General features: G+C 36.3%; 20 protein-coding genes. 19 read left to right on the forward strand and 1 reads right to left on the reverse strand.

Annotated features, from left to right (window positions below; genetic code table 11):
• Window positions 1-3: 3 nt before the first annotated feature.
• From BM195_RS05795 to BM195_RS05830, 9 genes are all read left to right on the forward strand, one after another.
• On the forward strand, window positions 4-1,743 hold the full coding sequence (locus BM195_RS05795) for a site-specific DNA-methyltransferase (protein ID WP_090235036.1): 1,740 nt from the start codon (window positions 4-6) through the stop codon (window positions 1,741-1,743).
• Complete coding sequence (locus BM195_RS05800) at window positions 1,736-4,357, forward strand: TnsA endonuclease N-terminal domain-containing protein (RefSeq protein ID WP_090235041.1); 2,622 nt, start codon at window positions 1,736-1,738, stop codon at window positions 4,355-4,357. Before BM195_RS05795 ends, BM195_RS05800 begins: the two co-directional genes overlap by 8 nt.
• 291 nt (window positions 4,358-4,648) lie before the next feature.
• Complete coding sequence (locus tag BM195_RS05805) at window positions 4,649-5,458, forward strand: DNA adenine methylase (protein WP_244535676.1); 810 nt, start codon at window positions 4,649-4,651, stop codon at window positions 5,456-5,458.
• A 14-nt stretch (window positions 5,459-5,472) separates the two neighbouring features.
• Window positions 5,473-7,452, forward strand: coding sequence for an ATP-binding protein (locus BM195_RS05810; protein ID WP_090235050.1), 1,980 nt, complete (start codon window positions 5,473-5,475; stop codon window positions 7,450-7,452).
• Window positions 7,452-8,789 carry a hypothetical protein gene (locus BM195_RS05815; protein ID WP_090235054.1) on the forward strand — a complete coding sequence of 446 codons (1,338 nt, stop codon included), beginning with the start codon at window positions 7,452-7,454 and terminating at the stop codon, window positions 8,787-8,789. Before BM195_RS05810 ends, BM195_RS05815 begins: the two co-directional genes overlap by 1 nt.
• Window positions 8,790-9,074: 285 nt before the next feature.
• The gene (locus BM195_RS19080) at window positions 9,075-9,269 is read left to right on the forward strand and encodes a hypothetical protein (RefSeq protein WP_425283891.1); all 195 of its coding nucleotides are present in this window, start codon (window positions 9,075-9,077) and stop codon (window positions 9,267-9,269) included.
• A 208-nt stretch (window positions 9,270-9,477) separates the two neighbouring features.
• Complete coding sequence (locus tag BM195_RS19085) at window positions 9,478-9,789, forward strand: restriction endonuclease (protein WP_425283892.1); 312 nt, start codon at window positions 9,478-9,480, stop codon at window positions 9,787-9,789.
• 139 nt (window positions 9,790-9,928) lie between these two features.
• On the forward strand, window positions 9,929-10,777 hold the full coding sequence (locus tag BM195_RS05825) for a hypothetical protein (protein ID WP_090235057.1): 849 nt from the start codon (window positions 9,929-9,931) through the stop codon (window positions 10,775-10,777).
• 2 nt (window positions 10,778-10,779) lie between these two features.
• On the forward strand, window positions 10,780-12,264 hold the full coding sequence (locus tag BM195_RS05830; protein WP_090235059.1) for a hypothetical protein: 1,485 nt from the start codon (window positions 10,780-10,782) through the stop codon (window positions 12,262-12,264).
• Between the two features lie 652 nt (window positions 12,265-12,916).
• Here BM195_RS05830 and BM195_RS05840 read toward each other — a convergent pair.
• The gene (locus tag BM195_RS05840) at window positions 12,917-13,252 is read right to left on the reverse strand and encodes a MarR family transcriptional regulator (RefSeq protein ID WP_244535677.1); all 336 of its coding nucleotides are present in this window, start codon (window positions 13,250-13,252) and stop codon (window positions 12,917-12,919) included.
• A gap of 283 nt (window positions 13,253-13,535) precedes the next feature.
• On the opposite strand from BM195_RS05840, the gene BM195_RS05845 reads away from it, so the two are divergent.
• The 10 genes from BM195_RS05845 to BM195_RS05885 all read left to right on the forward strand — a co-directional run bounded on the left by BM195_RS05845 (window position 13,536) and on the right by BM195_RS05885 (window position 23,868).
• Window positions 13,536-15,080 carry a malate:quinone oxidoreductase gene (locus BM195_RS05845; protein WP_090235711.1) on the forward strand — a complete coding sequence of 515 codons (1,545 nt, stop codon included), beginning with the start codon at window positions 13,536-13,538 and terminating at the stop codon, window positions 15,078-15,080.
• A gap of 295 nt (window positions 15,081-15,375) precedes the next feature.
• Window positions 15,376-16,398 carry an NADP-dependent oxidoreductase gene (locus BM195_RS05850; protein WP_090235066.1) on the forward strand — a complete coding sequence of 341 codons (1,023 nt, stop codon included), beginning with the start codon at window positions 15,376-15,378 and terminating at the stop codon, window positions 16,396-16,398.
• A 276-nt stretch (window positions 16,399-16,674) separates the two neighbouring features.
• Window positions 16,675-16,809 carry a hypothetical protein gene (locus tag BM195_RS18800; RefSeq protein WP_280141241.1) on the forward strand — a complete coding sequence of 45 codons (135 nt, stop codon included), beginning with the start codon at window positions 16,675-16,677 and terminating at the stop codon, window positions 16,807-16,809.
• 630 nt (window positions 16,810-17,439) lie between these two features.
• Window positions 17,440-17,769 carry a hypothetical protein gene (locus BM195_RS05855; RefSeq protein WP_090235068.1) on the forward strand — a complete coding sequence of 110 codons (330 nt, stop codon included), beginning with the start codon at window positions 17,440-17,442 and terminating at the stop codon, window positions 17,767-17,769.
• Window positions 17,770-18,219: 450 nt separating this feature from the next.
• Window positions 18,220-18,960, forward strand: a complete 741-nt coding sequence (locus tag BM195_RS05860; RefSeq protein ID WP_139223977.1) for a GntR family transcriptional regulator — start codon at window positions 18,220-18,222, stop codon at window positions 18,958-18,960.
• Window positions 18,961-18,974: 14 nt separating this feature from the next.
• Entirely contained in the window at window positions 18,975-19,484 is a 510-nt protein-coding gene (locus BM195_RS05865; RefSeq protein WP_170848164.1) for a TRAP transporter small permease, read from the forward strand.
• A complete protein-coding gene (locus BM195_RS05870) occupies window positions 19,481-20,755 on the forward strand; it encodes a TRAP transporter large permease (protein ID WP_090235076.1) in 1,275 nt (424 codons plus the stop codon). Before BM195_RS05865 ends, BM195_RS05870 begins: the two co-directional genes overlap by 4 nt.
• Before the next feature lie 19 nt (window positions 20,756-20,774).
• On the forward strand, window positions 20,775-21,581 hold the full coding sequence (locus tag BM195_RS05875) for a creatininase family protein (RefSeq protein ID WP_090235079.1): 807 nt from the start codon (window positions 20,775-20,777) through the stop codon (window positions 21,579-21,581).
• A 29-nt stretch (window positions 21,582-21,610) separates the two neighbouring features.
• On the forward strand, window positions 21,611-22,615 hold the full coding sequence (locus BM195_RS05880) for a TRAP transporter substrate-binding protein (RefSeq protein ID WP_090235082.1): 1,005 nt from the start codon (window positions 21,611-21,613) through the stop codon (window positions 22,613-22,615).
• Between the two features lie 92 nt (window positions 22,616-22,707).
• A complete protein-coding gene (locus tag BM195_RS05885; protein WP_244535679.1) occupies window positions 22,708-23,868 on the forward strand; it encodes a M20 metallopeptidase family protein in 1,161 nt (386 codons plus the stop codon).
• Window positions 23,869-24,090 lie beyond the last annotated feature (222 nt).

Consider the following 24,090-nt stretch of genomic DNA (forward strand, 5'->3'; position numbering starts at 1 on the left):
AGTATGACTGAAAAAGAAGGTAAGGAACAAGATGAAACTCAACTGGATAAATATGAGTTTGAACCTATTAAAGGTTATCCAATGCTACATTGGCAAGGTAAACGTCCTTTTCAATCAACTCGATACTACCCTGCTCAGTTAAAAGAAACGCATGGAGAATCAATTGACGGTTGGCTTAATAAGATATTTTGGGGAGATAACTTACAAGTAATGAGTCATCTGTTAAAAGAGTTCAGGGGAAAGGTTGATTTGATATACATAGACCCTCCATATGATTCTAAAGCTGATTACAAAAAATTAATAAAGCTCAAAGGTAAAAGGGTTAATACAAGTCTCTCTGCTTTTGAAGAAAAACAGTATACAGATATATGGACAAATGACGAATATTTACAATTTATATATGAACGTTTATTAATAATGAGAGAGTTGTTATCCGATAAAGGTACTATATATGTTCATTGTGACTGGCATAAGAGTTCATATATAAGATGTATAATGGATGAAATTTTTGGATTAGGTGCCTTTAAGAACGAGATAATTTGGCATTATTATAATAAAATGCAAGGAAATATTAATAGGTTTGCTTCTAATCATGACGTGATACTAATGTACACAAAATCAGATAAGTTTACATTTAATAAAGTGCAAGAATTAAGAGATAAACCGGTACGGCAAATTAAAAGAGTGTGGGATAAAAATTCACAATCATTGGTAAACGCAAAAGATGATGATGGTAATATTATTTATATTGAAGCTACACACAAAACAGTTGATGATGTGTGGCGGCTTCCTATGTTACAACCTGCTGACCAAAATGAACCTACAGGATATCCTACACAAAAGCCCGAGAAATTATTAGAGAGAATTATTCAAGCTTCTAGTAATCCAGGAGATTTAGTTTTCGACTGTTTTATGGGATCTGGTACTACACAAGCAGTTGCATTAAAAAATGGAAGAAGGTTTATAGGTACAGATATAAACTTAACTGCTATACATACAACAACAAAGAGATTAATAAATGCATATAAGGAGGCAGATAACAAATTACCAGGGTTTGAGGTGTTAAATGTAAATAACTATGAAATATTCCGTAATCCTATACAGGCTAAAGAATTATTAAGAGAGGCGTTAGAGATACAACCACTTGTTAATAATTCATTGTATGATGGAGAAAAAGAAGGACGAATGGTAAAAATAATGTCCGTGAACAGAATTGCTACAAAAGCTGATCTAAATGATTTAATATCAAATTTTGATTATAAATTATTTGAAAAACGCCAGTTAGAACATCCAAATCAACCTGTTGAAAAGCTGTTACTTGTTTGCATGGGACATGAACCCGACCTTGCAGCTACTCTTGAACAAGAAGTAAATTATAAACTAGACATAGATGTAGTCGATATTCTAAGGGATCAGTCACACTTAGAATTTAGACGTGACTCTGAGACAGATATTTCTATAAATGAAGGCCATTTAGTAATAAATAATTTCTACCCAATGAATCTTTTGCAAAAACTCAGCATTATGAAGGAGAATGTAGAAGATTGGAAGGAATTAGTTGAATCAGTTATGATTGATTGGAATTACGATGGTGCTGTGTTAGAACCTGGTATTGTGGATATTCCTGAAAAGAATGAGAAAGTAAAAGGGGAATATAAAGTTCCAGAGGATGCAGGAACGATTAGAGTTAAGATTACTGATTTATTATCGGAATCATTGGAGGTGAATATTAATAATGGCTAAGAAAAATGAGTTTGCATTAGATTTCGCTTTTTTTAACTATTTACGGCAATTTTATGAACAAAATAAAGGTACTATACGTAGGAACTATAGAAGTTTATCAAGGAAGTTCCTAGATTTTAATGATTCAAGTAATCCCGATTCATTCTTAAGAGTACCTCAATTTGAAGCATTAGAGATGTATATTTTTTTAAAGGAGTATTTGGATAACAGGAAGGTATATCAAATATTTGACGATTGGTACCATAAACAAAATGGATTTAAAAAAAGAGATGATTTTGGATTAGGAAAAGGCGAGCAGATGGTTCTATTTGGTATTGATCATAAGCAATATAAACAGGTTTTTGCCAGAATGAAAAAATATGCAGAAGAGTTTGCTCAAGAATACCCAAATTATATCTTTTCTTTAACTATGGGTACAGGCAAAACAATTTTAATGGCTACATGTATCTTTTATGAATTTTTACTTGCAAATAAGTTTCCAAAGGACAAAAAGTACTGCCATAACGCCTTAGTTTTTGCACCAGATAAAACAGTTTTGCAATCACTAAAAGAGATTCAAACCTTTGATAGAAGTAAAGTAGTTCCCCCTGAGTATTTAAATTGGCTAAATACGCACTTAAAGATTCATTTTCTTGAAGATACAGGGACTACTTTAAATACTATAGATCGGTCGAAGTTTAATATTATCATTTCTAATACTCAAAAAATAATATTAAAGAGGCAACACAAAGAAAAAAGTGAAGTAGAAAAGTTATTTAGCACACCCTCTTATAGCCACGATAGTGTTTATGACCAAAATGCAGATCTTTATGGCTTCGATCAGCCTGAGGATGAAGGAGAGTTAATAGAAAATCAGCGATTCTTAAAATTAACTCGACTAGAACAGTTGGGCATTTATGTAGATGAAGCACATCACTCATTTGGAAATGCGCTAGCAAAGGATATGGGATTGAAGAAGGCAAAGACTAGCTTAAGGCTCACCATAAATGAAATATCAAAGTCTTTGGAAGAGTCTGGGACAAGTGTTATAGGTTGTTACAATTATACAGGAACACCGTACGCGGGAAAAGAAATCTTTCCAGAGGTTGTATATGCTTATGGACTGAAAGCAGCGATTGATAATCAGTATTTGAAAGAAGCAACGGTGAATGGATATTCTAATACGAAATCAATAGAATTCTTGCGCATAGTAATTAAAGATTTTTGGAAAAAATATGGAGAAAATAGAAGAGAGGGCTTATTGCCTAAATTAGCGATTTTCGGTTCGAAAATAGAAGAAATACAAAATGAATTAAAACCTGCTGTCGAACAAATCTTACAAGAGTTAAACATTACAAATGATAAAATACTAGTCAACGTTGGTGATTCCAAATTAACCACTAATGATGACATAAGAGAATTTAATCGATTGGATAGTCCCAATTCTGAAAAACAGTTTGTTCTACTTGTTAATAAAGGAAGGGAAGGCTGGAATTGTCGTTCTTTATTTGGAGTCGCATTATATAGAAAACCACGATCAAAGATTTTTGTACTACAAGCAACGATGAGATGTTTGAGAGCAATAGGTAATATTCAAGAGAAGGCTAATGTCTACCTTTCTAATGAGAACAAGACTATATTGGAAGATGAACTAGAGCAAAACTTTAGACTAAATATTGATGATTTACAAAGTAAAAGTGAAAATCAGCGTTATAAGGTAAAATTAAATCCACCGCCTGTTAAGGTAAAAGTGAATAAAAAGAAAAAATTGCATATGTTGAAGGAAAAACAAATAACAGACGAGATTGATTTTGAATTTGATAAAGTTGATTTGGATAGGTACAGGTTAGTACAAACTGTACAGGAAGGTTTAATTAAAAGTAACAGTATGAATCGAAATAAAGAGTATGACTTAACTAATGAAAGAGATACTAGACAATTTAGTCATTTGACGCTCGTAGCTGAAATTGCTCGATACTTAAACTATTCATGTATAGAAATTGAAAAAATATTGAGGAATTCCAAACAGAGTTTCAATGAAATTCTATATTATGTAAATAAATACAATGAGTTATTGTATGATTGGATTATTCCTCGTTTATTTAATGAAATGTACGATATTGAGAGTTACGATAAAATAGAAGAACAAGAGATTAATCTAGTTAAGGAGCCAGAACAAGGATACTATGAAATGTCTGCAAACCCTAATCTAGTCGTAGATGTAAACGACGATTACTTTAGTAATTGGTTAGATAAATCATTTCATTTAGATACTTATTGCTTTGACTCGCAACCAGAGAAAAATTTCTTTAAAGATATAATTGCTAGTGATAAAATTGAAAAAATATATTTTACTGGAATGCTCACACATGGCCAATCTGAATTTTATATACAGTACATTGACCCTGAATCAAATACAGTGAGGAGTTATTACCCGGATTTCTTAATTAAAAAAAGTGATGGTAAATGGTTAATTATTGAAGTTAAAGGTGATAACAAAATCGAAGACCCAATTGTACAAGCAAAAGAAAAAGCAGCTAAAGAAACAGCATCTGCAAGTGAGATGAACTATTCAATAATCGCTGGAAGCGAGGTTATGAAGGGCAATTCGACTTTAGTATTGGATAATAGGTAGGAGAAAGAAAACAATGTGATTGACAACTATAATAAATATGAAATTTAAGTGGATGGCGTTGTGCTAAAAATCACTATTATCCCCTTATGTCTTTTTTTGCATAAGGGGATAATTTGTATAAAAGAAATTATTTATAATGAGTTTGCACCTTCGCCCATTACTCTTCATAATAAAGTAAAGTTATTCCAAATTTTTTCTGTGTATATGTTAAAATATAACCACTATTATTAAAGCAAATTCCCTGTTTTTATTATGTCATATAAAAAATTAAATTTAAGTAGGATGAAAATAATGAATAAAGTAACTCCATTTTTAAAATGGGCAGGTGGAAAAAGGTGGCTGATACAAAAATATCCTGAATACTTCCCCACCGAATACAATACATATTTTGAGCCCTTTTTGGGAAGTGGTGTGGTATTCTTCCATCTTCAACCTAAAGAGGCAGTTCTCAATGACACTAATAAGGATTTAATAGATTCTTATAGAGCAATAAAAAGTAGATGGAGAAAGGTTTACAATCTCTTAACAAAACATCATGAAAATCACTGTAAAAATTACTATTATCATATCAGATCAACAAACTATCACTCTTTAGAAGAAAGAGCAGCTAAAATGATTTATCTTAATCGAACATGTTTTAATGGAATTTATCGAGTTAACAAAAAAGGTGATTTTAACGTCCCTATAGGATCAAAAACTAAAGTCCTTTTAGATACAGATGATTTTCAGGGGACTTCTAAGTTGTTAAAGGGGATTGAGTTACTCAATAATGACTTTGAGAAAGTTATAAATCGTTCAAGCATTAATGATTTTATTTTTGTAGATCCACCTTACACCGTAAGGCATAACTCTAATGGTTTCGTTAAGTATAATGAAGTTCTATTTTCTTGGGAGGATCAGGAAAGGTTAGCAAATTGCCTTATTGAGGCTAAAAAAAGAGGGGTGAAAATTTTGATGACTAATGCAGCGCATCCCTCTATCCAACAATTATATGAACCTAAAGGTTTTAATATTAAATCTGTATCTAGGTACAGTTCAATTTCTGCTAGTAAAAAAAGTAGAAATAGTTATCAAGAGCTTCTGATTTCTTGTAATTTGTAAAGGAGGAGTTTTTAATGAATAGTTTAGAAGACTTAGTGGCAAGTTCTTCAGTTAGTGAGAATCCATTACATGTACTAACGGACTTTTTGGAAGAACAGAAAAGGCTTGAGAACGCAAGACAAGTAGAAAATATGAAGTTTGTTGGCTACACTCTAGAGTTAAATTACGACACCGCTAAGATCATCACTTCTGATCCATATAAGATTGCTGTGGGTGGTATCCCACGAGGCTCTTTTTTAATATTAGTTCCTAATGATTTTCAAGGGTTGCCTGTACATTTTACATTACTAAGGGTTGCAGGAGTGTCACCAACACCTCTAAGTAATCACGTTCAACAGACTTACTTTGAATTACACAAAAAATCTATGCCTGAATTAGATGTTTGGACACAAAGCGAGCTTCAATGGGGAGCCTTGGATTGTGATGTAATGGGGATGTTCTATCAAAACCCGACGGATTCCAAAGAGTTAGAATTTTCAGGGGATGTAAATAATGTTGTTAGTGCTCATCGCTACCAAGTATATTCGCCAAGCCAAGAAATTTTAGATTTAATTGTGAATGGATTAGTTAATGAGAACGGAAGATATTCTTTAGGAAACTTACGGGCAACTGAATGTCTATTAACTAGAGATACAAGTCAACAACCGGAAGTTAAAATATCTGTTGACGATTTTAAGGGTACAAGAACTGCCATGTTTGGAAAGACTAGGCTTGGAAAATCAAATGTCGTAAAATTAATTGCTGAATCAATTATTAAATCCTCTGAAAGAGACAAAAATGTAGGTCAAATTATATTCGATATTAATGGTGAGTATGCAAATGATAATCCACAAGACGGAAATAAATCTATTAGATCAGCTTATGAAGAGCAGTGTGTAGTATATGCATTAACAAAGCGTCCGGGTACTGAGTCAAAAGATTTGCGCTTGAATTTCTATGAACAACCTTCTTCTTGTAAAGATGTATTATCTTCTCTATTAGAACAGGATAAGCAGCAAGCTAATTATGTAAAGAGTTTTAGTAGTGTTGATCTTCCCTCCATTGAAGATATTAATTCAGCAGAGGAAAATGAAAAGGTTAGGATGATAAGAAAAGTTCAACTTTATTGGGCAATTTTAGTTAAGGCAGGTTTTCCATACAACGAGAAAAAATTGAAAAATTTGAAATTAAGAGCTAAACACACTTCGGGTTTTAATCCTGGTTTTTCAAAAGAAGTGAGGCAAAAGATTTATGGTGATTCAATCCCAGAAAAGCCAAAAAGTATTTATGATCTTGTTAGTGAAATAGATGCTCTGGCCACATATATTAATGAGAAAGGGTCATCTGGTCTAAAGTCTACTTCTTCAAATAAACCTATTTTAAATGCTGATGATGAAGCTCTAATAAATTTCTTTAAACCTAAATCAGGGAGTGGCCCTATAATATTGAGAGATTACATGAAGTATCACTCGAAAGACGCAACCAATTTTACAGACGAGATACTTGAATATATGGATGAAGGGAAAACCGTAATCTTAGATTTAGGAAATGCTACTGATAAAATTCGGAGGTATTTTTCTGATTTAATCTCCCAATCTGTTTTTAACCATCAGGAGCAAAAATTTGTTAATAATAACCTTAATGAAAAATATATACAATTGTACTTTGAAGAAGCACACAATTTATTTCCACCGAACACAGATGATCATACTGGAGTTTATTCTAGGTTTGCAAAAGAAGGTGCAAAATTCCACATTGGGATGGTTTACTCCACTCAGTCACCATCAACAATCAGTAAAGAGTTATTGGCACAAACTGAAAATTTCTTTGTAGGTCATTTGTCTTCAAGTGATGAAACAAGAGCACTTTCAAAAGTACAAACAGCCTTTAACGGCGTTGAAGAAGATATACAAAAGGCCAAAACTCCAGGATATATGAGAATGTTAACAATGTCACACAGATTCGTTGTGCCCCTTCAAGCAAATAAATTTGAAGTGATAGCAGGTGAGGAGTAATGGCTTATAATAGCACTTATAATTCTCCTTTTGAATATGCATCAAAATTGGGGCATCTTAATGTTGTAGAAAGTGAATGGGTGAAGTCTCTAGTTAAAGACTTTGAATCAAATTATTACGAATTTTCAGAAAATGAAAAGGACGGCTGGGAACAAGCAGAATTAGAGGGTATTTCTAAATTGAAACATTTTTGGGCTGTAGATGGCTCAAATGTAACTGTTAGCTCTAATACCACTCCTTCTAGAGAAGTTTCCTTCGTAAAAGCTGGCTTGCTTTCTATTGAACAATCAAAACTTAATAGAATAGACAAAAAACAACCCCATCCTATTTTACTTAAGGATTTATTAGCAAAAAGTGCTGTGCATCATTCTACAGTCTTTCCGTTAAGAAATATTAAAACATCAATGGGTAGCAACTTTAATTCTATAAGAAATATAGTAAGGGACTCTTTAAAGCTAGACCAAGAGGGGATTTTTTATGAAACTCTTAAATGGTTGGTTTATGAAAAATGGAGAGAAGAATATGTTCAGTCTCCTGATTTTCAGTGCCCACATTGTGAAAATGAAGTAAGTGGTCTGGAGCCTAATGAAGATACCAAGAGTTGCGAAAGTTGCCAAAAAGAAGTTTATTTAACCGACATGATTGGCTTTCATTTAGATATTACCGAAGAAAGTGCTCCAGAAAGCGTAAGTTCTGCATACATGCTAGTCGTAGAACACATTATGCTATTTACAACAATTCGTTTATTGTGGAATCATAAAGACAAGAATTTAGTCTCAGAAACCCTGTTTATTAAAGATGGGCCTCTCACATTGAGGAGTCAATATTCGAAGTTAGTACCATCAATTCGCAATTTTTTAGAATACGCTAAGTTGGTAGAGAGGCCAATTCATATAATTGGTCAAGAAAAGTCTGGTGTATTTGCTGATCATCTAGAGCAAGTCTCAAGAGAGGTCAATCCGAAAAACAGAGATGAGTCCATGCATTATTCTGTGTTGACACATGAGTATATTAGAAAAGAAGTATATAGAACTCCGGATTTAATGAATTCATATGGTAAAAGAACAAATTGGGGGGAAAAGGTTTATGTGAAGACTGATCCTAATTCTTACTTAGTATTAAATATTCCTACTGGACAATACGTTGACCTAGAAGGCCACCCTAATGATAAAGATTTGATTGGATTGAAAAGAATATTAAAAACATTACCTGATATTATAAGTCATCGATATACAGGTGCTCTTTTTCCGATAGAGTTAGCTAATGGTATAGCATCAATGTCTAGTTACCCTTCTTCAAGTATTCTTCAAAAGTTTTTAGAAGAAAATATGTCATAAAGTATAGTGATTTATTTTAATTGAATGTTTTTTAAGTGTTATAAATATAAAAAATAGCATTAAAGGGAGAGTTCTATTAACACCTCTCCCTTCTTAAATCAGAGCATTATTTCTAACTAAAATTGGTATAGTAATGAAGTTTTGGTATTCAATGGGTCTCTACGAATACATGCGAAGGTGACGTGCCTACTCAATTATTAAAAAAATGGAACAGTGTGGAGATTCAGTAGGGAAATTAAAAATGGTGAATGTGTATTAACCTATTTTAAAGAGACACGACAATACATGGTAGGAAAAGTTACTGAATCGCATTTTTATGATAATTCTATTGGAATCTCAGACTACCCTAACCATATAAAAGTTAATTTGGAAGAAATAACTGTTGATCGCGATTCATTATCACAAGCTGTCAAAAATAGTTTAGGCTCTGTGCTAACAGTCTTCCGTGTAGGTGATTTGGAAGTGAAATTGAATAGTTAGTCGAACATCCATTTTTTGAGCCTGATGAAACCAATGAAGAAGGAATAGAAGAAAGTGAAATTATTGAGTATCTAGTTAGTAAAGCATTGGTTATGGTACGAGATAAAGTCGATAAGCTTGATCCTTGGCAAATGCAAGAGTTAGTTGGAGGACTTCTACAAGCAATGGACTACAATGTTCGAGTAAGTCCTAAGGGCCTGATGGAGAAGTGGATGTTTTAGCGTATAAAGATGCTTTTGGATTTGAAAAGCTTATAACTAGGGTAAAAGTAAAGCATCGAAAATCCACTGCATCAGCACCAGAAATTCAGCAGTTATTTTGGGAAAACTCTATTGATGCAAATAGTTTATTTATTTCAACAGGTGGGTTTACTTCACAAGCTGAGGCGGTACCTAAAGATAACTCTGTTAGATTGGTAGATTTAGAGGAATTGGTAGATTTAGTTGTGAAGTGCTATGAGCAAATGCCGAATGATGTAAGGTTGTTGTTGCCGTTACAGAAAATGTTCGTTCCAGAATGAATAAACTATTATAATTTTTATAATTAAAATGTTCCTTTTTTATTCCGATATAGTAAAATAACTATAAGCCTTTTAAATGGATAATCTAATAAACTGTTGGACTTATTAAATATTTGGAGATGTATTTAGGGAGTTTTGTATGGAAGATTCTAAAGAAAAATACGAAGAACTAAAACAAAAGAGTATCACCTTAAAGGATACATCATCATCTTTAGCCCTGGAATTTTATGAATTATCTTCTTCATTTGAAGAAATGGGAAATCTATACCTAGCTGCTGAATCAGCAAAAAAAGCTGCTGCGATGCAAAAAGAAATATCTACTATAGATGAGGAACAAATTCGTATGGCCGCTATTTATTATGAAGAAGCTTCAATGAAATATCATTCAATTAATTATTATATAGATGCTGCTAAATGTATCCAAGAAGCTGCCTCTATATATTCACAACTTAAAGATTATAAACAAACATATAAGTGTTATGGCTTAGCAAAAAATTATTATGGTGATGCTGGAGACTATGACAATTGTGGTATTGCATATTTTTATGAAATGGAATTTAAAAAAGATTACTACTTTAAACTATTGGTTGGAACGAGACAAGGTGTAAGTAAAAAACAGTTTAAATCAATACCTAAATACCTTAAATATAAATTATTTAAGGTAACAACAAACTATGGAGAGAGTATATTTAGATTGGTAATCAGTAGTATAGTAATTATTCTATTTTTTAGTTTGTTGTACTTCCTTCTTCAAGGTGTAAGTTTAGCAGATAAAGATAATACGAATGTGTTTTATGAACCTCCTAGTTTTACTTTTGGATATTATTTAGTTTGCCTTAAATTCAGTCTGTCGTTATTCTCTGGGTATAGTACAACACCTTATTTACTGGAGACTATGAATTTTATATCCTCAATAGAGGTTATATTGGGTAATGTTATATTAGCACTATTCATTGCTATTGTTTTAAGAAAAGTTAGTAGGAGGTAATTATGTCTATAGATCATATCTCGAGGATAGTAAATATGTTTTCGAAGAAAGAAATAGATTCAATTAAAGGCGAATTAGAGTTAAGTGATTTTGAAGACGCAACTCAAGACATTGATAATGTGATTGAGAATATTGAGAGAGAACCAGCTTATAAGACAAAGTTACTTGAAGAATATAAATACGTCTTTAAACCACATAGTTCGCATATATTCACTTATACAGATTTGAACATTGAGTCTATTGATGAAATAAACTTTGGTGATTGGACGATTACTAATTCTGAGGAAAGAAGAGGAGTACATTATTTCTTTGTAGAAAAAGACTATACTACAAAGAGAATAAATGCTGGTTGGGATTATATCAATGTTGAGGTAAAACAGGTAGGAATCGTTGTTATTCAACCTGATATTAATGTATTAGAGGTACGTTCAAATATCATGGTTAAAAATCAAATTGAGAGACAGTTAATTAATTCCTTTATAAACTTGTCACCTTTGAGTATTGATCGTTCTTATTATACAGCGATCCTTGAAGAGTTAAATGCCAAAGAGTTCTCAGTACTTTGGGAGACGGAGGGAGCTGATGTAAGAAAAGCTCATCTAGAAGGAGAAAACATCAGTGTGAAAAATGGGGCTATTATTCACATAAAAGATGAAAATGGAGAAATTGTAACTGTTGATCTTGGGACTGACGGCAGTCCAGAATCCGTATGGTCTACATTAACAGATTACAATGCAAAGATTCTTTTGTCCTCTAAAGGAAATTTAAGATTGTCCAAGTTAATTACAGAAGATGAAGTTAACAAGATAATACTTAAAATTATTTCTGCTGTAAAAGGACTTCCAGTATCTCAAAATGTAAAACTTGAGATGGAGAACCCTCAGACCTTTGTTGAGCTATTTAAGGAATATTGTGCGGGTACAAAAAAGAATGTCTTAAAAAGATTTTCTAAAAGGTATTTTAGTTTTAGAACTTCACTTGCGTTTGATGATACAGAAAGAGTGCTGACATATCTGTGTGAACAAGGATTCTTTTCATTGAACTATGAAATATATTGTGAACATGGACATTTTGTAGCAACCACGAATGAAGTAAGTGAGCAAAGGGATAGCCTACTATGTGATACATGCGAAACGTTAGGTGTAGATTATTCGTATGACAATCAGGGAATTAAAAAGATATATAGTATTACAGATGCGGGTCTTTCATGTCTCCAGAATGCAAATATCAACATAGAGGAGGGCATTGGGGACGATCCTAACCGAGGAATGAACGATGCACAATTTAATGAAGACCCTATTGACCCTGCGGAACTCTATCAAATGGAGAGAGTTCTATTAAAAGTAAAAAGACAAATGTTAGAAAATGCAATTGATGAGGGTGATATAGCCAGAGAAAGGGCTATTGTTGCTGAATTGAGTAAAATGAATACACCTGAGGCTCATGAAATAATTAAAGAGCATGGATTAACATCTTCACGTTATTAAACTGTTTTTCAGTGAGAGGTGATGAAAAATGTATTTTGTTAATCTAATGAGTATTAAAAGCTTCGATAAAGACTTGTTAAAATCACTCGATAGTCTACTGGTCAATTTTCATTCTTCAGCAGAACTTTTTACTCCGATAAGGGTCGGTAAAAATCTTAATATACCTAAAGACTTATCGTACCAATTATTGTTGAGTGCTAGGGAAGTCGGAGTTGTAGATACAGTCTTTGTAAGGAAATGTTCTAATTGTGGCAAGTTGATAAAATTCAATGGTAGTAATGCTGTTTGTCCTGTATGCCGAAGCACAAACTTTAAAGAAGGTTACTATTTCACTACTGACCTGTATAAAAGGGAAATGATGTATCAATAAAGTTTAACTTCCTTAGTAAATAATATTCACCTTTAAGACTTGATAGGGTAGCGGTCATTAATCGACAGCCACCCTTATTTTATGTTCTTTTTTCATTCTTTTTTTACCCTAAAAACCGGTACGGTGAACCGTACCACAAATAGTGGTAAACGGAAGGTAAAATCATGGTAGGTAAAAAATATCTGAATAGGATAAAAGAAGATTGGAAATTATTTAATCTTCTTTTATCACTATTTGCTTTGTAATTATGTTAAAGTCTTGCTCTACCTCCAAATAACCAAATCAGAAGGGATATGACCAATGTTTCTTATCTTGATGACAGAAAGGTATGGGATTAAGGTTTGAAGGAATAAAACTATTTCTCGTACCACACTGAAATATATAGGATCTTCTGTCATCTGGATTTTTAGTCCTCTCAACAAGATCTAAAGTATCTAAATGATCAATACGACTTACCATAGTTGTTCGATCTATTTGTAGGTTTTCAGAAATATCTTTTTGTGATGAACAAGGGTGTTCCTTAATAAATAAAAGTACGCCATATTGTCTAGCATCAATATCAAATGGGATAAGTGTTACTTTCCACTTGCTGTAGAACTTCTGCGAGCAAAAAGCCATAAAGAGTGATTCAATTTATTCAAATAAAATTCACCTCCTATAATAATCAGTAAATTATATAATCGGTATAACTGATCAATTTTTATAAAGACAAGTTAATATTATAACGCTTTACTATAATTTCAACGGTGAACCATACGGCATGTAACAGCGAAATTTCATTAAAAATATGTTCGTTTGTAAAAAACTCTGATAAACTATACATAAGTTATTATGGCTTCAGGAAAGATGTCGGACTGGTTTGCGGTCTCTCTTTTATGTAAGGGCTTGACTAGAAGTGCCGATGCTTTTTCTGCAAATCATAGAAGATAGGGATGAAAAAATGAGCAACAAACATACGACAACAGACGTTATCCTGATTGGCGCGGGAATCATGAGTGCGACATTGGGATCACTTTTAAAAGAATTGGCACCAGACTGGGACATTACTATTTTTGAGAAGCTCGATAAAGCAGGAGAGGAAAGCTCTAACGTATGGAATAATGCAGGAACCGGGCATTCTGCGCTATGCGAGCTTAACTATACGCCCGAACAGCCGGACGGATCCATTGATATCAGCAAAGCGCTGAATATTAATGAAAAGTTTCAGATGTCCAAGCAGTTTTGGTCCTACCTCGTTAACAGCAATCTGATGCATAACCCGGAGGACTTTATCAGGTCATTGCCTCATATGAGTTTAGTCCATGGGGAAGACAATGTGGAATTCCTGAGAAAGCGCTTTGAAGCACTGTCAGAAGCTCCCTTGTTCCAAGGCATGGAATTTTCCGATGACCCGGAGACATTACAGGAATGGATTCCGCTGATCATGAATGAGCGTACAGTCGACCAGCCGATTGCAGCAACAAAAGTCGATGCTGGTACCGATGTAAACTTTGGAGCCCTTACACGGAAATTGCTCGGCCATTTGGAACGGCAACATGTTCATATTAAATACAATCGTACTGTCGATGATATAGAACGTACTGACGACGGCGCGTGGGAAGTGAAAGTGCGGAACTATGAAGACGATACCCTTGAATACCATACGGCAAAATTCGTCTTTATCGGTGCCGGTGGAGGAGCCCTGCCGTTACTGCAAAAAACGGGTATTCCTGAAAGTGAACATATTGGCGGATTCCCGGTAAGCGGACAATTCCTGGTATGCAACAATCCCGAAGTTGTAAAACAGCATGATGCAAAAGTATATGGCAAAGCTCCAGTTGGGGCTCCGCCAATGTCGGTGCCGCACCTTGATACACGCTATATCGATGGCAAAAAGTCGTTGCTGTTTGGCCCATTTGCCGGATTCTCACCGAAATTCCTGAAAACCGGCTCAAATATGGATTTATTAGGCTCTGTCAAACCGAATAATGTTCTTACGATGCTAATGGCTGGTGCCAAAAACGTGCCATTAACCAAATATCTGATCGAACAGCTTATGTTATCAAAAGAAGAATATATCGAAGCGCTGCATGAATTTGTACCGGACGCTAAAAGTGAAGATTGGGAGCTCGTGACAGCCGGCCAGCGTGTCCAAGTCATCAAAGATACGGAGGCTGGCGGCAAAGGGACACTTCAATTTGGTACAGAAGTGGTCAGTGCCGCTGACGGTTCAATTGCCGCACTGCTCGGTGCTTCACCAGGTGCTTCCACCGCGGTCTCCATCATGCTTGAGATTATGGAAAAATGTTTTCCAGCACATTTGGAAGCGTGGGAACCTAAAATAAAAGAAATGGTTCCGTCTTATGGCGTGTCACTAAAGGAGCATCCAGAGCTTGTCCATGACATTCGTGACACAACAGCACGGACGCTTGGATTGACTAATAAAACAGAAGCAATCAAGGCATAAGTGTGGAAAGTGCGGCATGAGTTTTGAGCTTATGCCGCATATGCTTTTGAGAAAAGTGAGTTGGAATTCATCGAAATACTTGTTCTTGTTACGTATGTCCTATTTTTACAACCCTATACTCATCACCCTCCGTCAATTGCCGCCACTGGCCATAGCAGAATGTGAAGACCACACCGAATATATCCACCATATCTCCACAAACATTTTCATTGGCAAAACCACGTTTTTTTCACTAACATGAAAAATGAGTCATCAAAAACATTCGAAAAACATTTGATGCAAAGGAGACATTCACATGACACTTACTAATCAGCAAATCCTTCTGGCTGAACGGCCAAAGGGTATGCCGGACAGCAATACATTCAAATTCGTGAAAAACGATGTTGAGGACGTCAAGGAAGGCCAGATTCTGATTAAGACACTGTATGTTTCCGTTGATCCATATATGCGCGGCAGAATGGTGAACGCGGAATCATATATCGAGCCTTTTAAAGTAAATGAAGTAATCGAAGGCGGTTCGATTGGAGAAGTCATCGAATCAAAATCGGACCAGTTCAAGCAAGGCGATGTTGTGATAGGCATGTTTGGCTGGCAGTTGTACTATGTTGCCGGTGAAAACGAGGTTCGGCAAATCGATCCGTCTATTGCACCCATCACCACCCATCTGGGAATATTGGGCATGACTGGCTTGACCGCCTATTTCGGCCTGTTTGATATTGGCAAACCGAAAGAAGGCGAGACCGTTGTCATTTCGGGTGCAGCCGGTTCAGTCGGATCCACTGTCGGGCAAATTGCCAAAATCAAAGGCGCCCGTGTCGTGGGCATTGCCGGCTCCGATGAAAAAATCAGCTATTTGAAAGACGAACTGAATTTTGATGAGGGCATCAATTACCGAACAACGGATAATATTGAAGCCGACTTACAGTGGGCTTGCCCATATGGTGTTGATGTGTATTTTGATAACGTTGGCGGGGAAATATCGGATGCGGTCATGACGCAATTAAACACATATGCACGCATGCCAATTTGCGGCGCCATTTCCACCTACAATCAAGAAGAACCGGATATCGGCCCGCGCGTGCAGCAGACTTTGATTAAGAAAAGTGCCTTGATGCAAGGCTTCACAGTCGGTAATTATTCCGATCGCTTCAAGGAAGGCGCCCAGTACCTCGGTCAATGGCTGCAGGAAGGAAAGCTGACCTACCGCGAAACCATCCGCGAAGGCTTTGAAAATATCCCGGATGCGTTCCTGGATCTGTTTCGAGGGAAGAATATCGGGAAGCTGTTGGTGAAAGTGTCGGAGAGGCAGTATGAATAAAAGTAGCTTGGAGGGGAATGAGAAGTCATCTCATTCCTTTTGTATGCTTCAAACGGGCTGCAGCATCTTTCCAACATGATTTCGGCGTCTTTGAGTTCCTTGTTGCTAGTCATTTTTCGATAACCATGAGTTGAATATAATCTTTGCCCTAGGAGTTTTTCTCTTCCTTGTAAAAAGCACATATTCGTCTCTCACATTTTCGAGGCTAAAAATTTCTGAGAGTGAAGTGGCAGGACCGGCAATTAAGATTTTGGCAGATTTTGCCAGGTATGTAAATTGGCATTATTTATGGCATTTACACAATTAGGTATCGCAACATCAATTGTAACGTCAGCGTTTATCCTGATTCTTGGTGGACTATCACACTGGTATTTGGTTTTGGCGGAAAAGAATTTGCCAGTAAGTATTTAGCTAAATTTTGACCGCACTATCGATGAAACTAAAATAAAAGAAAAAGCGTAACAGTTTAGCACTATTCCATTTTTCCTGGATATTTAGGGGTCACTGATTCACAAACCAGTGACCTCTAAATAAGTTTTTGGAATGAATTTTTCTGAACACAAAGTAATTAAAATTCCCTTATATTTCTTCCCAGAAATACGTTTTAACGACCGTACTCTATTCTGTTGCTTTTGGCTAATTTTTCTGTGCGTCTACTGAGAAAAATACACCAAGATGATGGCTAACCTATTTCCCCTTACTTTCTTGCGTTAAAGTCCAGTTAAAGGTTTAGAATTGACCATATTCCCATTAAGGAGGTATGAACGATGGCTAAGTTTACGATGCTGAAAGATAAGGTTGTCGTTGTTGAGGGCGATGGTAAAAATCTCGGAGAATTGCAGTAGTTTCCGGTAAATGGATACAGCATCCTTCTATCAGGAAGAAACGGAGAAGCGCTTCTTCATAACCAGCTGAAAAGAATTAAATCATCGTACTAATTATCCATTTTTTGAAAACCAATGGATGGTGAATGAAGGTCAAATGATTTCTGCAAATGGTGATAATACGACAAGATAAGGATAATCAAAAGGAGTTGATGACATGCATGGATTTTTGGCGGAGTACGTATCGTCGACGACAAAGATATCGATTATAAATGCAGATGGAAAAATCACAGCAAGCCAAGAAGTTTTGATACCAAAGGATTCCTATGTTCAAATTCTTACAAAGGAAATGATTGAGTTTTCGCATGAACAAAAGCTTTACCATAATGATATATTTGCTATTGGTGTAGCTGTTGATCCTGTAGATACACTGGGATTTCAATCATATGAACAGTTTAAAAAGGAATTGGAATCATCATTTGGTTTTTCCGCAGTTGTTGATCCGGACATGGATAATGTTAAAAAGCAACTTCTTAGTCTTGCTTGATAAACAGTGTAAAATGGGTAGCAGCGGCTTCTCATTTGAACAATTCATTACTGAACGGCGGCGTAAGAGAATATTTGGTTCTTACGTCGCAGTTCAATTTATCTACTCCGTGTTAACGCTTCTGCTCTTTCAATTTTAAAACGACTTCTTTAGTTATTTTTAAATTACCAACCAGTAATGCTTATACCCTCAATCCTACCAATCACTGATTGTATTGGAACCACGCAGTCGTGCAAAATCTGTTTGCCTAAAAACTTATCATGTAACAATCTCCCTCACACGACAATTCAAGTTGAGGCTCCCATTCTGTACTATTTTCACCTAATCTAATTTTTAGCGACAAAAAATTATATTTATAAATAAAAAATTTAAAATGTATTGACAATTATGTGAAACACTATTAATATATAACATAATTAAACTTTGTTATAACAAAGTATTTTGAAAGGGGTGGAGCTGATTAAGAAATCGCTTTCTAATTCAATTTTTGAGGATTTATACAATAAAATTAAATCGAATTACTATTCAGTTGGGGATTTATTACCAACTGAGGAAGAACTTCAAAAAATATATGGTGTCAGCAGAGCCCCCATTAGGGCTGCCATGTCAAAACTAAAGAATGAGGGTTTTATTTATAGAAAACCAGGTATCGGTACGATCATAGCAGAGAACACAGTATTTTCTCCTTGGTCGCCGATGGGTGGATTTAGTTCTCAATTCCGCACGCATGAAGGTGAACTTGTATGTAACACGATTGATGTATCAAAAACGATCGTTAATAAGGAAATAACAGAACAATTGAAAGTTCGTGAAGATGATCCCATTATTCAGGTGATTAGAGTAAGAAAGGAAAATAATTCACCTATATTTCTTTTAAAGCATTACTATCCTGACACAGTTAATATGAAGAAAATAAAGGAAGCCGGCGATATTTTATATATGAGACAATTTGCTTCCCACGTCTTAGGTATAAATTTTGAGTATGTTACTGAAGAATTAACAGCAGTCAGTGCCGATCATCAGCAAAGTTATTTGCTTGAAACAAACCCAGGAGAACCGCTTCTCAAGATAAAAAGGACTTCTTTTGACAGTGACTATAAGCCGGTAGAATACGTTGAATACTTTGTAAAAAGTCATCATTGGCCTTATAAAGTTATTTTTTCGAAAGAGGGCGGACCATTTGAAAATTGAATGGAGGGGTGAGGGTGAAAAAAGAAAAGGATTATGCTAAGTTACTTCGCTACATCTGTCTTGTGTTACTGCTTGTTATTGTATTTATCACAATTCTCCAGGTATTCTATCGCTTTGTTCTTGATAGTCCGCTGATATGGACTGATGAATTGTCCAGGTTCCTGTTGATATGGATGGTGTTTCTAGGTGCAGCTACTGTCTCGTTTGATGATAAACATTTGGCGGTTAATGTCCTGCAGGAAAATATGTCTTCGCGGATGCAATTGATCAGCAATTTGGTTATCAGAACCCTGATTATTATTTTTCTGGCTATGGTCATTTATACATCGATCGATATCGTATCGGCTGCGCATTATAACCGATCCGGCGCACTGGATATTCCATTTTCTTACTGGCGTGTGTCCATCACGGTGGGCTCCGTGTTGATGATTGGCTATACGGTACTGAGAAGCGTATTGGATATCAGAGCTTATCAAGCAGGAGAATACAACAATGATAGTAGCGAAGGGGAGATGGAAACATGATATTCTTGATTGTCGTATTGATGGTTATCCTGATTGTAGCCGGTATTCCTGTCGCCTTCGCATTAGGATTAAGTTCACTTATATATTTGATGCTGGAAGGCATTGATCTGGGCATGGTTGCTCAAAGTATGGTTCGGGGGGTGGACTCATTCACCCTATTGGCTGTTCCCTTTTTTCTGCTTGTCGGGGAATTAATGAACTCTGGCGGTATCACAAATAGGATTATTGATGTTGCCAGGGTCTTTGTTGGACATCTTAAAGGTGGACTGGCCCAAGTCAATATTCTTGCAAGTGTGCTGTTCTCGGGTATTTCCGGCTCGGCAACAGCTGATACAGTTGCATTAGGGTCTGTGTTAATCCCGTCCATGGAAAGAGAAGGATATGATAGACGGTTTGCCGCTGCTATCACAGCTGCATCATCCATCGTTGGACCAATTATTCCTCCAAGCATTACACTTATAATTTTCGGAATAGTAACACAACAACCGATTGGCCCATTGCTGATAGCGGGGTTGATACCAGGGCTTTTATTAGCTGTTTCGCTAATGATTTACACATATTTTATGGCTGGCAAAAGAGGCTATTCGAGATATGAGCGGGCGAGCTTCAAGCAGGCGAGAAGTGCTTTCACCTCTGGTATTGTAGCCCTGCTGCTGCCTGTCATCATCGTTGCAGGAATCGTTTCTGGAGTGTTTACACCAACCGAAGCAGCTGCAGTTGCTGTTTTATATGGAATGGTTATCACGTTCTTCTATTATAAGAATGTAAATATACGGTCATTTATTGGCATTTTGAAAAATGCGAGTTTCGATTCAGCAAATGTTCTGTTTACATTGGCAGCTGCAACCGTGTTTGCTTGGGTGGTGACAGTTTCAGGAATTTCGGATACATTGGCTGATTTCATCCTTGGTTATTCTGAAAATTCCTACGTTATTCTCACACTAATGGTTATCTTTATGCTCATTATTGGATTGTTTATGCTGCCTTCTGAAGCAATTATCGTATTTGCACCGATTTTGACACCGATTGCCATTCAGGTGGGTGTTGACCCTATTCACTTTGGTGTACTGATGGTGTTGACGCTGACGATCGGAGGTGCTTCTCCACCGGTTGGTATACTCTTGTATATCGTGGCGGACATCGCCAAATTAAAATATACCAAATTAGTTAGGGAAATGGCTCCAATGTATATCCCGCTAGTGGCTACAGCCTTTATTGTTGCCTTTGTCCCGTCACTATCTTTAGTTTTGATTGATCTATTTATGAAATAAACAACCAGGAGTGATAGCAATGAGTACTGACAAACACGCATTACACTTGATGACATGGAAAGAAATCGAACAGTCATTCAAAAAGGATCCTGTCATTATTGTACCTTTAGGTTCCACGGAGGAACATGGGCCCCATTCCATTACAGGCGATTACCTGGCAGCTGCTGAATTGGCAAAAAGGGTTGCTGAACAGTCCGATGCCTATTATCTGCCTGTCATCCCTTTTGGCAACTCTGAATATTTTCGGGGCTACCCTGGTACCATCTCTTTGTCACAGGAAACGGTACTTCGTATTCTGGAAGAGATTTTCCAAAGCTTAACAGAGCACGGTATTACCAAGATTGTAGTGTTTAATGGGCATGCAGGAAATAGTTCAGCTGTGGATCAGATAGCAAGGAAATTAAAACGAGAGAGCAACATTATGATCGCTTCAGTGGACTTATGGCAATGGCTCAGTAATGAAAATAAACGGGACATTTATCAGGAGGAAGATCCATCAGGACATGGAGGAGAGCCTTTAACGTCGGTTATGAGTTATTTATATCCGCAAGAAATGCGTATGGATCTTCTGGATGAATGGGCAGTTGAAGATAGCTGGGAATCTTTTGCTATCGAAAATTTTAAAAAAGCAAGAGCAGACACAGCTACAGCCAATCTTTTCTTTGACATGGAAGAAATCTCCCGCGAAGGTATTGTTGGCAATCCCGCAAATGCATCTTTCCAACGTGGGGAGAAAATCGTGAAAACTTTGACCGAATATGGTGTTCAATTGGTTTCAAAGATTAAACAATCGAACATGGTGCAGAAAAAGAAAAAAAGTAACTAAATCAATCAATCTTTTGAGGAGGGTAATTCATGAAAAAATTGATTTTGGGGATTATTGTAAGCTTGGTATTCTTGGCTGCCTGTGGAGATGAAGAGTCTTCTTCTGATGATGGAAGTTCAAATGAAACATTCAGTATTACGTATAGTACATGGGCGAATGAAGGAGAACCGGCTTATTTAGGTATGGAACGATTTAAGGAAATTGTTGAAGAAGAAACGGATAACAATATAGAAGTTGAATTGCATCCAGGCAATCAATTGGGCTCAACAGTCGAACAAATGGAACAAGTCAAACTTGGAACAATTGAGATGATGTCAAGCGGTGATCCGGGAATGGACGAAATAGAATATCTGTCGCTGCCGTACCTAATGGATTCCAATGATCATTGGACAGCTGTCCTCCAGTCTGATATTGGTGAAGAATGGAACAATCAATTGATTAATGAACAAGGTGTCCGCAATATTGGTACTTTGCCAAGAGGGCCACGTGTCATTTCCTCCAATATTGAAGTTAATGAGCCGGAAGATTTGGAAGGAATGAAAATCAGGACACCAGCAGTTGATTATTATGTGCAAACTTTTGAGGCTTTAGGTGCGAATCCAACACCAATGGATTTCGGTGAAGTGTACAGCGGATTGCAAAGTGGCGTGGTGGAAGGACAGGAAAACCCACTGGAAACGATTTACTCGGCCGGTTTGCATGAAGTACAAGATTATGTCATCAATTCAAATCACATGTATAAACCAGCTTTTGTCACGATTAATGAAGAGTTTTTTCAAAGCCTTCCAGAGGATTATCAAGAGATTTTATTAGACGCTGCTGAAGAAGCGCAAGCTCATGCACAAGAAGAATTAGAAGCAAATGAAGAAGAAATGATTGCTGATATGGAAGAAAATGGTGTTGGTTTTATAGAACCGGACGTGGAGGCCTTTGAAAAAGCCACACAATCTGTAAGAGATGAATTGGGTACTGAAATTTGGGGCGAAGAAACATACAATGAAATCGTTGAAATCGGTCAATCAGAACTAGAATAACGCTTCTTAATAGATCGACTAACCATGGTCAGGTTAGTCGATCTGCTAAGTTTTAGCCAAGTGAAGGAGGATTAGGGTTGAGTATAAATACGATGACTGCAGATATACAAGAAGAAATAATCAAAATCAGAAGATATTTGCACAAAAACCCAGAGCTTAGTATGGATGAGTACAATACGACGAATTTAGTCATGGATACCCTGAAACATACGAATATAGAGTTAAGTAAGTTAAAGGATGATATAGGGGTCGTCGGAGTGTTGAGAGGTAAAGGTGGGGGTCCCACCCTTGGACTCAGGGGTGACATGGATGCTCTGCCAATTAAAGAAGAAACAGGGCTGGATTTTGCTTCAAATATTGATGGCGTTATGCACGCATGCGGCCATGATTTGCACACCACCATTTTACTAGGTACAGCCTTGGTTCTGGATCGTATGCGGGATCAGTTGAATGGAAACATTAAATTTATTTTCCAGCCAGGCGAAGAAGTCATGAAGGGAGCCAACTATGTTATTGGTCAAGGTGTATTGGATGCTGATCCAAAAGTGGACAAAATTGTCTGTCTGCATACATGGCCTTTGCTGGAATCTGGGAAAATAGGGGTTCGTAAAGGCCCGATCATGGCTGCAACTGATACATTTGATGTCCGGGTCAATGGGTCTGGCGGCCATGCTGCGCATCCTCATAAAAGTATTGATCCAATACCTATAGCAGGTCAAATTATTAGTGGACTGCAATCGATTATCTCACGTCGTACTTCTCCTATGGATTCAGCAGCTGTAACATTAGGACAAATTCATGGCGGTAAAGCTGATAACATCATCGCTAACGATGTGACTCTCTCTGGAACAGTTAGATCACTTGTTCCAGAGGTAAGAAATAATATTAAACAAGCCATTACAGAGATTAGTGAAAATATAGCTAAAGCGCATCATACTCAAGCAGAAGTGACTTTTTATCCTGGAAGTCCTCCTGTTATTAATGATGAAAGACTGGTAGACACAATGGCTAATGCAGTAAAAAAAGAACTTGGCGATGATAAGCTAGTTTATCTTCCTGAACCTTCACTTGGTGGAGAGGATTTCTCTTTTTACCTGGAACATGTTGAAGGTATGTTGTTTAGGATTGGCACCAAGAACAATCAGGAACAATCGATGCGTTCCCTGCATAATCCCGGAATTATTTTCGATGAAAAAGCTATACCTGCAGGGATCAAAGCAATGAGCTCATTTGCTGTGGAATTTTTAAAATAGTCTTCCATGTTGTCCGCTAAACAATACTCGGTACGGGTATCGATATGGAACAACTGGTTCAAATACTTGTGGAGTGGTATAAAAATATGCCGTCCGATATAAAAAGGTTGATTCCATTTAAAAAAGTAATACTTGGCTCATATTATAAAACGAAACCCAGCCCCAATTTCCCAAGGGGCTGGGCCTTTATACATTCTATATCAAAATGGAAATATTTAATTC

Source organism: Lentibacillus halodurans (assembly GCF_900112045.1).
GTDB classification, from domain to species: domain Bacteria; phylum Bacillota; class Bacilli; order Bacillales; family Amphibacillaceae; genus Lentibacillus; species Lentibacillus halodurans.

Coding starts and splice junctions, on each gene's coding strand:
- BM195_RS05795 (WP_090235036.1), top strand. CDS start 4: ATGACTGAAAAAGAAGGTAAGGAACAAGATGAAACTCAACTGGATAAA.
- BM195_RS05830 (WP_090235059.1), top strand. CDS start 10,780: ATGTCTATAGATCATATCTCGAGGATAGTAAATATGTTTTCGAAGAAA.
- BM195_RS05850 (WP_090235066.1), top strand. CDS start 15,376: ATGACACTTACTAATCAGCAAATCCTTCTGGCTGAACGGCCAAAGGGT.
- BM195_RS05800 (WP_090235041.1), top strand. CDS start 1,736: ATGGCTAAGAAAAATGAGTTTGCATTAGATTTCGCTTTTTTTAACTAT.
- BM195_RS05810 (WP_090235050.1), top strand. CDS start 5,473: ATGAATAGTTTAGAAGACTTAGTGGCAAGTTCTTCAGTTAGTGAGAAT.
- BM195_RS05840 (WP_244535677.1), bottom strand. CDS start 13,252: ATGGCTTTTTGCTCGCAGAAGTTCTACAGCAAGTGGAAAGTAACACTT.
- BM195_RS05875 (WP_090235079.1), top strand. CDS start 20,775: ATGAGTACTGACAAACACGCATTACACTTGATGACATGGAAAGAAATC.
- BM195_RS05870 (WP_090235076.1), top strand. CDS start 19,481: ATGATATTCTTGATTGTCGTATTGATGGTTATCCTGATTGTAGCCGGT.
- BM195_RS05880 (WP_090235082.1), top strand. CDS start 21,611: ATGAAAAAATTGATTTTGGGGATTATTGTAAGCTTGGTATTCTTGGCT.
- BM195_RS05805 (WP_244535676.1), top strand. CDS start 4,649: ATGAATAAAGTAACTCCATTTTTAAAATGGGCAGGTGGAAAAAGGTGG.
- BM195_RS05825 (WP_090235057.1), top strand. CDS start 9,929: ATGGAAGATTCTAAAGAAAAATACGAAGAACTAAAACAAAAGAGTATC.
- BM195_RS19080 (WP_425283891.1), top strand. CDS start 9,075: ATGGTAGGAAAAGTTACTGAATCGCATTTTTATGATAATTCTATTGGA.
- BM195_RS05845 (WP_090235711.1), top strand. CDS start 13,536: ATGCTTTTTCTGCAAATCATAGAAGATAGGGATGAAAAAATGAGCAAC.
- BM195_RS05815 (WP_090235054.1), top strand. CDS start 7,452: ATGGCTTATAATAGCACTTATAATTCTCCTTTTGAATATGCATCAAAA.
- BM195_RS05885 (WP_244535679.1), top strand. CDS start 22,708: ATGACTGCAGATATACAAGAAGAAATAATCAAAATCAGAAGATATTTG.
- BM195_RS05855 (WP_090235068.1), top strand. CDS start 17,440: ATGCATGGATTTTTGGCGGAGTACGTATCGTCGACGACAAAGATATCG.